Origin of the sequence: Ramlibacter lithotrophicus (genome assembly GCF_012184415.1) — a bacterium.
Taxonomy (GTDB): Bacteria; Pseudomonadota; Gammaproteobacteria; order Burkholderiales; family Burkholderiaceae_C; genus Ramlibacter; species Ramlibacter lithotrophicus.
In genome coordinates this window covers 1,101,414-1,113,163 of record NZ_VTOX01000001.1, presented here as the reverse complement: position 1 = coordinate 1,113,163, position 11,750 = coordinate 1,101,414, and the positions used below count along the sequence as shown (strand labels likewise).

General features: G+C 70.5%; 10 protein-coding genes. 6 read left to right on the top strand and 4 right to left on the bottom strand.

Translation table 11 applies throughout. From position 1 onward, the window contains the following. The first annotated feature begins 24 nt into the window (after nucleotides 1-24). From RAMLITH_RS05240 to RAMLITH_RS05230, 3 genes are all read left to right on the top strand, one after another. Complete coding sequence (locus RAMLITH_RS05240) at nucleotides 25-1,515, top strand: circularly permuted type 2 ATP-grasp protein (protein ID WP_168106228.1); 1,491 nt, start codon at nucleotides 25-27, stop codon at nucleotides 1,513-1,515. Between the two features lie 8 nt (nucleotides 1,516-1,523). Continuing rightward, complete coding sequence (locus RAMLITH_RS05235; RefSeq protein ID WP_168106227.1) at nucleotides 1,524-2,483, top strand: alpha-E domain-containing protein; 960 nt, start codon at nucleotides 1,524-1,526, stop codon at nucleotides 2,481-2,483. A 117-nt stretch (nucleotides 2,484-2,600) separates the two neighbouring features. After that, nucleotides 2,601-3,356, top strand: a complete 756-nt coding sequence (locus RAMLITH_RS05230) for a hypothetical protein (RefSeq protein WP_168106226.1) — start codon at nucleotides 2,601-2,603, stop codon at nucleotides 3,354-3,356. On the opposite strand, the gene mltB is transcribed toward RAMLITH_RS05230, so the two are convergent. From mltB to RAMLITH_RS05210, 4 genes are read right to left on the bottom strand one after another with little or no spacing between them, the layout of a single operon-like run. Further along, nucleotides 3,340-4,530 (bottom strand): lytic murein transglycosylase B, encoded by a 1,191-nt coding sequence (mltB, locus tag RAMLITH_RS05225; RefSeq protein ID WP_168106225.1) that lies wholly within the window; start codon nucleotides 4,528-4,530, stop codon nucleotides 3,340-3,342. The genes RAMLITH_RS05230 and mltB overlap by 17 nt on opposite strands. Further along, complete coding sequence (locus RAMLITH_RS05220; protein ID WP_168106224.1) at nucleotides 4,530-6,569, bottom strand: transglutaminase TgpA family protein; 2,040 nt, start codon at nucleotides 6,567-6,569, stop codon at nucleotides 4,530-4,532. Before RAMLITH_RS05220 ends, mltB begins: the two co-directional genes overlap by 1 nt. Beyond that, nucleotides 6,560-7,597 (bottom strand): DUF58 domain-containing protein, encoded by a 1,038-nt coding sequence (locus RAMLITH_RS05215; RefSeq protein ID WP_168106223.1) that lies wholly within the window; start codon nucleotides 7,595-7,597, stop codon nucleotides 6,560-6,562. The genes RAMLITH_RS05220 and RAMLITH_RS05215 overlap by 10 nt, the downstream gene beginning before the upstream one ends. Beyond that, complete coding sequence (locus tag RAMLITH_RS05210; RefSeq protein ID WP_168106222.1) at nucleotides 7,594-8,514, bottom strand: AAA family ATPase; 921 nt, start codon at nucleotides 8,512-8,514, stop codon at nucleotides 7,594-7,596. Before RAMLITH_RS05210 ends, RAMLITH_RS05215 begins: the two co-directional genes overlap by 4 nt. A gap of 42 nt (nucleotides 8,515-8,556) precedes the next feature. Here RAMLITH_RS05210 and RAMLITH_RS05205 point away from each other — a divergent pair, with 42 nt between their 5' ends. The 3 genes from RAMLITH_RS05205 to RAMLITH_RS05195 are packed head-to-tail and all read left to right on the top strand — an operon-like array spanning nucleotide 8,557 to nucleotide 11,601. Then, on the top strand, nucleotides 8,557-9,510 hold the full coding sequence (locus RAMLITH_RS05205) for an arginase family protein (RefSeq protein WP_168106221.1): 954 nt from the start codon (nucleotides 8,557-8,559) through the stop codon (nucleotides 9,508-9,510). Nucleotides 9,511-9,530: 20 nt separating this feature from the next. After that, entirely contained in the window at nucleotides 9,531-10,313 is a 783-nt protein-coding gene (locus RAMLITH_RS05200; RefSeq protein WP_168106220.1) for an enoyl-CoA hydratase, read from the top strand. A gap of 22 nt (nucleotides 10,314-10,335) precedes the next feature. Continuing rightward, nucleotides 10,336-11,601 (top strand): mechanosensitive ion channel family protein, encoded by a 1,266-nt coding sequence (locus tag RAMLITH_RS05195; protein WP_168106219.1) that lies wholly within the window; start codon nucleotides 10,336-10,338, stop codon nucleotides 11,599-11,601. Nucleotides 11,602-11,750: the final 149 nt, after the last annotated feature.

Genomic DNA, 11,750 nt, shown 5'->3' with positions numbered 1-11,750 from the left:
TATCCTGTCGGCCGGAGATCCCTGATGCAGAAATTCGACGAGATGTTCGCCGACTCGCCCGGTTCGTTCCAGGTCCAGGGCCAGTCGCAGGGCGGGCAGGGCCAGGCGCAGGTGCAAGGCGTGCGCGAGCACTATCGTGCGTACGCGCAATGGCTCGCGCGCCAGCCGCAGGAGACGATGCGGGCGCGGCGCGAGGAAGCGGAGATGATCTTCCGGCGGGTGGGCATCACGTTCGCCGTGTACGGGGCGAAGGACGAGGACGGCGCCGGCACCGAGCGGCTGATCCCGTTCGACCTGATTCCCCGCATCATTCCGGCGCACGAATGGGAGACGCTCGAGCGCGGGCTGGTGCAGCGCGTCACGGCCCTGAACCGGTTCCTGCACGACATCTACCACGGCCAGGAGATCCTGCGCGCCGGCATCGTGCCGGCCGACCAGATCGTGAAGAACAGCCAGTTCCGCCGCGAGATGATGGGCGTGGACGTGCCGCACGGGATCTACTCGCACATCGCCGGCGTCGACATCGTGCGGGCGCCGAACGACCGCGGTGAGGGCGAGTACTACGTGCTGGAGGACAACCTGCGCGTGCCCAGCGGCGTCAGCTACATGCTGGAAGACCGCAAGATGATGATGCGGCTGTTCCCCGACCTGTTCAGTTCGCACCGGGTCGCGCCGGTGATGCATTACCCGGACCTGCTGCTGGAGACCTTGCGCGCGTCCGCGCAGCCCGGGGCGCCCGATCCGACGGTGGTGGTGCTGACGCCGGGCATGTACAACAGCGCCTATTTCGAACATGCGTTCCTGGCCCAGCAGATGGGCGTGGAGCTGGTCGAAGGGCAGGACCTGTTCGTCAGGGACCGCTTCGTGTACATGCGCACCACGCGCGGCCCGCGCCGCGTCGACGTGATCTACCGGCGGGTGGACGACGACTTCCTCGATCCTTCGGTGTTCCGTCCGGCGTCGACGCTCGGGTGCGCGGGACTGGTCGAGGCGTACCGCGCGGGCAACGTCGCGATCTGCAATGCGATCGGCACCGGCATCGCCGACGACAAGTCGATCTATCCCTACGTGCCGGACATGATCGGCTTCTACCTGGGCGAGCAGCCGATCCTGAAGAACGTGCCGACCTACGTCTGCCGGCATCCCGAGGATCTCAAGTACGTGCTGGCGCACCTGCAGGAGCTGGTCGTCAAGGAGGTCCATGGCGCCGGCGGCTACGGCATGCTGATCGGCCCGGCGGCGAGCCGGCAGGAGCTGGAGGACTTCCGCGCCGCGCTGGAGCGCAACCCGGCCGGCTACATCGCCCAGCCGACGCTGTCGCTGTCGACCTGTCCGACCTTCGTCGAGCAGGGCATCGCGCCGCGCCACATCGACCTGCGGCCGTTCGTGCTGTCGGGCAAGGAGGTCCAGATGGTGCCCGGCGGACTGACGCGCGTCGCGCTGAAGGAAGGCTCCCTGGTGGTGAATTCGTCCCAGGGTGGCGGCACCAAGGACACGTGGATCATGGAAATCTGAACCGACCTATGCTGTCTCGCACCGCCGACCACCTGTTCTGGCTGTCCCGCTATACCGAGCGGGCAGAGAACACCGCCCGCATGCTCGACGTCAATTACCAGACGTCGCTGCTGCCGCAGTCGGCGGCGGTGGCGCAGGTCGGCTGGCAGGGTCTGCTTTCGATCAGCGAACTGCTGCCCGCGTACGAGGCCAGGCACGGCGCGGTGACGCCCCGCAGCGTGCTGGAGTTCATGGTGAAGGACGAGAACAATCCTTCGTCGATCCTGTCGTGCCTGCGGGCGGCGCGCGAGAACGCCCGGGCGGTGCGCGGCTCGCTGACCACCGAGGTGTGGGAGACCCAGAACCAGACCTGGCTCGAGGTGAACCGGATGCTCGCGGCGGGCGAGTTCGAACGCGACCCGGGGCAGTTCTTCGAATGGGTCAAGTTCCGTTCGCACCTGTCGCGCGGCGTCACCGTGGGCACCATGCTGATGGACGAGGCCCTGCACTTCCTGCGCCTGGGCACCTTCCTCGAGCGCGCCGACAACACGGCGCGGCTGCTGGACGTGAAGTTCCACGCGGTGCGCAGCGACTTCTTCGGCACCGCCAGCGAGAAGGACCAGGAATACGATTTCTACCACTGGAGCTCGATCCTGCGCAGCGTTTCCGGCTTCGAGATCTACCGCAAGGTGTACCGCGACGTCATCAAGCCGGAACGGGTGGCCGACCTGCTGATCCTGCGCGCCGACATGCCGCGCTCGCTGCACGCCAGCATGAACGAGGTGGTCGGCAATCTCGCCGTGGTGGCGAACGACCAGTCGGCCGAGACCCAGCGTCGCGCCGGCAAGCTGCGCGCCGACCTGCAGTACGGCAGCATCGAGGAGATCCTGGCGACGGGGCTGCACGCGTTCCTCACCCAGTTCCTCGATCGCGTCAACGAACTGGGTTCGCGCATCAGCCGCGACTTCCTGATCCCGGCGCCGGCCTGAGCCCCGCCGCTGTCGCCAAGGTGGCAGTCGCGGGAGACGGCGACGCGCGAGGGACTGGCGCAGGCGTCCCGGCCGACCATACTTGGCATGGCGTTCCCGCTTCCGTTGGAGGATTCCATGACCACAGCGACCTACCTGGCCAGCCTGGGCGTCACGATGCAGCAGGCACGTGACTTCGTTCTCACGCATTACCGCGACCATCCGCAACTGGTGCTGGACACCGCCCGCCAGTACGGGATCACCAACGAGATGCTGGGCGAGATCGCCGGCGGCTACAGCGCGCAGCAGGTGCGGGAGTTCTTCGCGTTCCGCGGCATGAATGCGCAGATGCTCGATCCCGAGCCGCTGCTCACCGGGGATGTGCTGCACTTCAGCAGCGTCGTCGGCCTGAACCCCTTCGACAGCGGGGTGCTGGCAACGGCCAGCCTGCGTGAGCAGGTGATCGCGCAGACGGGCAGCCAGGCGTACCTGGCCGCGTTCGATCCCAACCGCTACGAAGGCGGGCTGGACGGCGTGTTCACCACGAGCGAGCTGGGCATCGCCACGCTCGGCGACCTGGCGGCCACGTCCGAGAACCTCCAGTCACTGTTCTACGGCACGATCATCCGCGTCGCGTATGCCATCGACGCCGTCGAGGCCCGGCAGCTCGCGGACTTCGTGGCGGTGAACTGGGAGGCGTTCGACACGAACGAGACGGTCGTCCAGCAGTTCCTGGCGCTGCTGGGGTCGGTGGTGTCGGATCCGGGCGCGCCGCCGTTCCTGGACGACGGCCGGATCGCCGAGGTGGCGGTCGGCTCGGGTCGGGCCCTGGTCACGTTGATGACGCACGATCCGGCGAGCCTATTCGACGAACTGCTCACCGGCTTCCTGTAGGCGGTGCGTCCGGCGCCGCGGGCGTCTCCGTCGTGCTCGGCGTCTCCGGCAGCGCCGGCGCTGCCGGCGTCGGCAGCGGGTCGGAGGGCGCGGGCCCGGCGCTCTCTCGGGGCTCGATGGCCCGCCTGACCTCCTGCCCCAGCTCGATCACGGCCATCGCGTAGTAGCTCGACCAGTTGTAGCGCGTGATGACGTAGAAGTTCTCGGTGCCGGCGACGTAGCTCGGCTCGGCGTCGCCGTTCTGCAGCTCGACCAGGGCCAGCGGGCCCTGGTGCTGCACGGCCGCGCCCTCCAGCACGGCGCCCTTGGCGAGGAAGCTGGGAACGCTGAACGTGGGGAGGATGTCGGGCGCCAGCAGCGCCTCCTTGTCCAGCCGGTCGGGGTCGAAGCGGACCGGGTAGTGCGTCGGCATGCCGGGCTGCCAGCCGTAGCTCCTGAAGTAGTTCGCCACCGAGCCGATCACGTCGGCCGCGCTGCGGGCGAGGTCGATGCGGCCGTCGCCGTCGAAGTCGACCGCCCAGCGCGCGATGCTGCTGGGCATGAACTGCGGCATGCCCATGGCGCCGGCAAAACTGCCGACCGGCTGGGTCGGATCGGCGCCGCGCTGCGCCTGCAGCACCAGGAACTGCTCCAGCTCGCCGCGGAAGAACGCGGTGCGTTCCGCGGCCCGGGGGTGGCTCCCGGGAAAGTTGAACGAGAGGGTGGCCAGCGCATCGAGCACGCGGAACGTGCCCATCTGCTGGCCGTAGATCGTTTCCACGCCGATGATGCCGACGACGATCTCGGGCGGCACGCCGTACTCGCTGTGGGCACGCTGCAGCAGCGCGTCGTTCTCGCGCCAGAAGCGCACGCCGGCCGCGATGCGCACGGGGTCGATGAAGCGGCTGCGGTAGACGCGCCAGTTCTTGGCCGTACCGGGCGGCGCCGGCTGCATGAGCCTGGAGACGACCGGCAGGAACTGGGCGCGGCCGACGGCCTGCCGCACCCAGCCCGGATCGAGACCGCGCCGTGCGGCGGCTTCGTCGGCCCAGCGCATCGCCTCCTCGTGCGTGGCGTAGGGCACGCCGCGCTGGCTGTTGCGCTCGACGAGCTTGCGCTTGGAGTGGGAGGCGGCGGAGGCCGGCGCGAGCGCGACGGCCAGGAGCAGGGCGGCGATGACGGGCAGTGGGGACATCAGGCAGGCCAGGGGATGCGCTTGAAGCGGCGCCGCAGCGCGGGCAGGCGGACGGCGGGGGAGCGGGCGTACCGCTGCGTTTCGAGCTCGAGGAGCCAGTCTGCCAGCGGCCGGGCCGCGGCGCCGAAACGCGCCGTGACAAGCGTCGCGATTTCCCGCGGGGGCGCGTGGTCCGGCACCGGCAGGCCCAGTTGGCGTACCCGCCGGCGCACCCGGCGCAGCAGTCGCAGCCAGGGGTCGTGCTGGCTGCGCTCCCAGGCGGTCCAGCCGGCGCCGGCCAGCGCCGCGGCGACCACGAGGCCCAGCACCAGGAACGCCAGGTCTTCCCAGCTCGGCGAGCGGAAGCCGATGTTCCTCAGCAGGTCGAGCTGCTTGGTCTGGGTGTAGTTCAGCACCCACTGGTTCCAGCCGTTGTTCACCGCGTCCCAGAACGCGCGCAGGCTCGCGGCGAGGTTCGGCGCCGCGTCGCCGATCGCGCCGGCCACCAGCCCCGGCCGCGGCCGCAGGCGCTGGAACTGGCCGGTACGCGCCGGCGCGACGGCGGCCGTGGGGTCGACGCGGACCCAGCCGCGACCGGCCAGCCAGACCTCGGTCCAGGCATGGGCGTCGCTCTGGCGCACCACCCAGTAGCCGTCGACCGGGTTGCGCTCGCCTCCCTGGTAGCCGGTGACGATGCGCGCCGGAATCCCGGCCGCCCGCATCAGCACCACGAAGGACGAGGCGATGTGCTCGCAGAAGCCCTCGCGGCGGTCGAACCAGAACTCGTCGGCCGAGTGCTCGCCGAACACGCCGGGATCGAGCGTGTAGTGGTAGTTGCCCGTGCGCAGGCGATCCAGGGCCGCCTGCACGAAGGCCGGCGGACCGCCGCGCGCCAGCGCCGGCTCGCTGCGCCACTGCGCGGCCAGGGCGAGGGTGCGCGGGTTGAACCCGGCCGGCAGTTCCAGGTACTCCGGCAGCACCGCGGCGATGCTGCCGGGGCCGTGCCGGAAGTCGGTGTGGCTCCCGGCGCGGAACCGCAGCAGGTCCGTGACCGGCCGGTCGGTCATCCACACCAGTTCGCTGGTCATCGTGGTGCCCACGCCGGGGATCGCCGGGCTCGACGCCACCGCGTCGAGCACCAGCAGCCAGGGGCGGTTGTTCGGCTCCAGGGTGGCCTCGTAGCGCACCGGCTCGCCCAGCACCTGCAGCCGCGCCAGCGATCCGGTGTCCACCCGCCAGGCGCCGCGGCGCGGCGCGAGCGCGCGCCATTCGCGCCCGTCGAAGACCGAGAGCACCGGCCCGCGGAAATACAGGTCGCTCTGCTGCGGCACCGGGCCTTCGAACCGCACGCGCATGGCGATGCTCTCGTCCAGCACCAGCTGCGCGATGTTGCCGACCTGCATCGTGGCGGACAGGCCGCTGCGGCCGCTCATCGCGTCGCCCGGGATGCCCCACAGCGGCGCGAGCCGCGGGAACAGCAGGAACAGCGCGGCCATGATCGGTGCGCCGAGCAGGGCCATCCAGCCGGCCGTGCGGGCGGCCTGCGCCAGCGGCGGCCGCCCGACCGGAAGGTGGGCGTTGACCAGCGCCGTGAGCAGCCCCAGCAACGCCACCAGCATGGCCAGCGCCGTCGGCAGCGACTGCGAGAAGAAGAAGTTCGTGAGCATAGTGAAGAAGCCCAGGAAGAACACGACGAAGATGTCGCGCCGCGCGCGCAGCTCCAGCGTCTTGAGCGCCAGCAGCACCACGATCAGCGTGACCCCGGCGTCGCGTCCGAGCAGCGTGCGGTGCGTCGCCAGCGTCGCCGCGACCGCGACGATGAGCAGGCCGAGTACCCAGCGCGCGCGCGGCAGGGGCCGTCCGGCGACGGCGAGCCGGCCCCGCCACAGCAGCACTCCGCCGGCCAGCGCGCTGCACCACCATGGCAGGTTGCCGACCTGCGGCAGCACCACCCAGGCAATGACCGCGAGCAGGAACAGCGTGTCGCGCGTCTCGCGCGGCAGCGCCTGCAGCCATTGCCGCACGCCCGGCGCCCGATCCTGGAACGCCGTCACTGCCATGTCGCGAGCGCCTCCAGGCACGCCCGCCGGTGGACGGGCCCCGTGGCCGGCACAAGGACGCGGCCGCCGAGGCGCAATCCGTAGTCGGCGCCGAGGCGGTCGGCCTGCAGCACCCAGGCGGCCAGCCGCGACAGCCGGTGCTCGACGTCGCGGCCGCCGGCGTTGGCGAGGTCGAGCCACAGTTCGTAGCGTTGCGCCTGCTCCGAGTCGCGGCTCACCAGTTCGTCGGCTTTCGCCACCTTTTTCCAGACCACCAGCTTCAGCGGGTCGCCGCGCCGGTACGAACGCACGCCGTCGAAGTCGCCGGTCTGCTGCGCCCGCGTCACACCGGCGCCGCCGGCGCGCGGTTCCCCCGGCGGCAGGGGCGGCGGGTTCGGCTCCGGCGCCGGGTAGACCAGGACCTGGGCGGCCGGCCGCCAGACCGTCCAGACGCGAAAGATGCCGAGCGGAAAGCGCGTCTCGGCGGTGAGGGGCGGCACCCGGTGTACCCCGCGCGTGCGCGGCCTGAACGCGACGTGGACGACGGCGGTGCCTTGCGCCGGCACGTCGGTCCACACCCACCGGTCGTCGCCGGTCGCGTCGAGCACCGCCACGCCGATCGCGTGGCGCGGCGCGGTGCGCGTGTTCGTCAGCACGACCGAGAGCAAGGCGCTGGCGCCGGCGAACTGCGGATCGGGCTGCAGGAGGTTCAGCGTCAGGCCGCGCAGGGTCGCGTGCGAAAGGTGCATGCTCACCAGCGCGCTGCCGGCCAGCAGGAACGTGAGCAGGTAGCCGAGGTTCAGCTGGTAGTTGATCGCTCCGACCAGCAGCACCAGCAGCGTCGCCCCGAGCATGAAGCCGGGCGCGGTGGGCAGGATGTACACGTTGCGCTGCGTCAGCAGCGTGGCGTCCGCCAGCGGCAGCCGCTGCTGCCACCAGCGCCGGAAGCGGTCGCGCACGAACGCGACGGGGTGCCGCGGGAAGGCGGCCGCCCGCGGTGCGCTGCTTGCGTCCGCCGCCCCCGCCGGTGCCGTGCCGCCGCCCGTCATGGCAGCGGCACGGTCTCCACCATCGCCCGCACCTGTTCCATCGGGCCGCGGCCGGCGTCGCCGACCGGCAGCAGCCGGTGCGAGATGGTCTGCGGCAGGATCGCCTGCACGTCGTCCGGCGCCACGTAGTCGCGGCCGGCCAGCAGCGCCTGCGCCTTGGCCGCGCGCATCACGGCGATGCCCGCGCGCGGCGACAGGCCCTGCAGGAACCAGCGGCCCGAGCGCGTCGCCGCCACCAGGTCCTGCACGTAGGTGATCAGCGGCTCGGCCGCATGCACCTGCAGCACTTTCTGCTGCAAGGATTGCAGGTCCCCCGGCGTCAGCATGCTGCGCATGGCGTCGACCATGCCGCGCCGGTCGGCGCCGTCCAGGAGTTCGCGCTCGGCGGCGCGATCGGGGTAGCCGAGCGAGATGCGCATCAGGAACCGGTCCAGCTGCGACTCGGGCAGCGCGAAGGTGCCCAGCTGGTCGTGCGGATTCTGGGTGGCGATCACGAAGAAGGGCGTCGGCAGCACGCGGGTCGCGCCTTCCACCGTCACCTGCTTTTCCTCCATCGCCTCGAGCAGCGCGCTCTGCGTCTTGGGGCTGGCGCGGTTGATCTCGTCGGCCAGCAGCACCTGGGCGAACACCGGTCCGGGATGGAAGACGAAGGATTCCGTCGCGCGCTCGTAGATCGAGACGCCCAGCAGGTCGCTGGGCATCAGGTCGGCGGTGAACTGCACCCGCGAGAACTGCAGGCCGAACGAGCGCGCCAGCGCGTGGGCCAGCGTCGTCTTGCCGACGCCGGGAACGTCCTCGATCAGCAGGTGGCCGCCCGCGAGCAGGCAGGCGACGCAGTCGCGCACCTGCGCCGGCTTGCCGACGATGACCGTGTTAAGCTGGTCCAGCAGCGCCTGGAGTTTCCTCAGTGAATCCATGGCCCGGACGTTATCCGAATTTCCGCCGAGTCGAGCGCCACTGTGACCAAAACCGGGTATTTCACGCATCCCGATTGCCGCCGCCACGAGATGGGTCCCGGCCATCCCGAATGTCCGGAGCGGCTCGATGCGATCGAGGACCGGCTGCTCGCCTCCGGCGTCGGGATCGGCCTGGACCGGCGGCTCGCGCCCGAGGCTCCCGTGAGCGACATCGAGCTGGCGCACACCCGGCTGCACGTGGCGGCGATGCGCGGGCTGCGGCAGGAGTTGAAGGAGTCGATCGCCGCCGGCGGCCCGCCGTACTCGCAGATCGATCCCGACACCGCCATGAACGAGCACACCTGGACCGCCGCGCTGCGCGCGGCCGGTGCCGTGCTGGCGGCGACCGACGCCGTCATGTCCGGCGACCTGGAAAACGCGTTCTGCGCCGTGCGGCCGCCCGGCCACCACGCCTGCCGCGACAAGGCGATGGGCTTCTGCTTCTTCAACAACATCGCGATCGGCGCGAAGTACGCGCTGGAGCGCCATCGCGTCAAGCGGGTGGCGGTGGTCGATTTCGACGTGCACCACGGCAACGGCACCGAGGACATCCTCGCCGGCGATCCGCGGGTGCTGATGGTGGGCTTCTTCCAGCACCCGTTCTATCCTTTTACCGGCGACGCGAGCCGTGCCGACAACATGCTGAACCTGCCGGTCCCCGCCTATACCAAGGGCATGGACATCCGAGAGATGATCGAGATGCTCTGGATCCCGCGGCTGGAGGCGTTCAAGCCGCAGCTGGTGTTCGTCAGCGCCGGCTTCGACGCGCACCGCGAGGACGACCTGGGGCAGCTGCGCCTGAACGAGTCCGACTACGCCTGGATCACCGGACGCATCAAGGAAATCGCGCAGAAATACGCGCAGGGCCGCATCGTCTCGTCGCTGGAAGGGGGCTACAACCTGAGCGCCCTGGGACGCAGCGTCGAGGCGCACCTGCGCGTGCTGGCCGACCTGTGAACTGAAACGAGGAGAACGCCATGGCCGACGACGCTGCCGTGCTCGAGACCCGCGACCCGCGCGGGGTGGTGACGCTGACCATGAACCGGCCGGCGAACTTCAACGCGCTGAGCGAGGAAATGCTCGGCGCCCTGCAGCAGGCGCTGGACCGGCTGGCGCAGGACCAGTCGCTGCGCGCCGTGGTGATCGCCGCGGCCGGCAAGGCGTTCTGCCCGGGGCACAACCTCAAGGAGATGATCGCCGCGCCGTCGCTGGCGTACTACCAGCGGCTGTTCGCGCAGTGCAGCCGGGTGATGCTCTCCATCCTGAAGCTGCCGGTGCCCGTGATCGCGCGCGTGCACGGCCTCGCCACGGCGGCCGGCTGCCAGCTGGTGGCGCAGTGCGACCTGGCGGTGGCCGCGCAGGAGGCGAGGTTCGCCGTCAGCGGCATCAACTACGGCCTGTTCTGCTCCACGCCCAGCGTGCCGCTGCTGCGCAACGTGCCGCCCAAGCAGGCGATGGAGATGCTGGTGACCGGCGAGTTCATCAGCGCGCAGCAGGCCATGGAGCGCGGGCTCGTCAACCGGGTGGTGACCGCCGACCAGCTCGATGCCGAGATCGAGAAGCTGGTCGCGAGCATCCTCGCCAAGCCGCGGGCGGCGCTGGCGATGGGCAAGGAGCTGTTCTACCGCCAGCGCGAGCTGGGGATTGAGGCGGCCTACCAGCTGGCCAACGAGACCATGGCTGTGAACATGATGAACGAATGCGCGCTGGAAGGCTTCACCGCGTTCACCGAGAAGCGCGAGCCGGCATGGAAGGCGTGAGCCGCGGCAGCGCGAGCGCCCGATGACGCCGCTGGACGAGTTGCTGCAGCGCCTCGCGCACCCCGCCCTGGCGGTGGAAGCGGCGGTGCTGGCCGGCTGCCTGGCGCTGGCCTTCGCGCTCAGCTGGCTGATCGGCCGCCGCCATTCGACCGAGTCGGTCTGGTTCGGCCGCGCCACCGTCGACGGCCTGCTGTTCGCGTTGCTGGCGCTGGTCTTCACGTACAGCGCCTCGCTGGCGCTGCGAGCGGCCCATCCGGTGCCGCTGCTGAGGATGGCGGTGCCGGTGCTGGTGTCGTTGGCCGGCATCCGCTTCATCGCTCGGGTCTTCACCGTCGTCTTCCCCAAGTCGGGCGTGGCGCGCCTGGTGGAGCGGCTGTTCTCCTGGCTGGCGTGGATCGCGGCCGTGCTCTGGATCGTGGGCCTGTTGCCGGCCGTGATGCGCGAGATGGACGAGATCCACCTGGCCTTCGGCACATCGCGCATCAGCTTGCTGGCGATCGTGAACGCCACGCTGTCGGCCGGCGCCGTGCTGGTGGTGGCCCTGTGGATCTCGGCGGCGGTGGAGCGCAAGGTGCTGCGCGAGGCGGTGACCGACCTGTCGCTGCGCAAGGTCGCCGCCAACGCCGTGCGCGCGCTGCTGCTGCTGGTGGGCCTGCTGTTCGCGTTGTCGGCGGTGGGCGTCGACCTCACCGCATTCTCGGTGCTGGGCGGCGCGCTTGGTGTCGGCATCGGCTTCGGCCTGCAGAAGCTGGCGGCCAATTACGTCAGCGGCTTCGTCATCCTGTTCGAACGAAGCCTGCGCATCGGCGACACCGTGCGGGTGGACGGCTTCGAGGGCATCGTCGTCGACATCAAGACCCGCTACACGCTGATCCGCTCGCTGTCGGGCCTGGAGTCCATCGTGCCCAACGAAAAGCTGATCACCGAGCGCATCGAGAACCTGTCGCTGGCCGATCCGCGGGTGCTGATCACCACCGACGTCACGGTGGGTTACGACAGCGACGTGGCGCAGGTCGAGCGGTTGCTGGTCGAGGCCGCCGCCGGCGTCGATCGGGTCGTGGCGGATCCGGCGCCGGCGGCGCGGCTGGCGAACCTCGGCGCGGACGGACTGGAATTCAAGCTGTTGTTCTGGATCGCCGATCCGCAGGCGGGCGAACTGGGCGTGCGTTCAGCCGTGAACATCCGCGTGCTGCAGGCGCTGCGCGGCGCCGGGATCGACATCCCTTATCCGCAGCGGGTGGTGCATGTGCGGCGGGCCCCGGCGGCGGCGCCGGCGGGTGCCGCCTGATCGATCGGCGAGTCGCCCATGCGGCAGCAGCGCCCCCGCGGAGGGGCCCATCCCGATAGAATCAAAAACGAACGGTCGTGCGGTTTTCTTGCCGGTCCGCCTGTCGCCTGCGCGGGCGGCCCGTGGTGCAGCGCCGCATAGAATCCCGT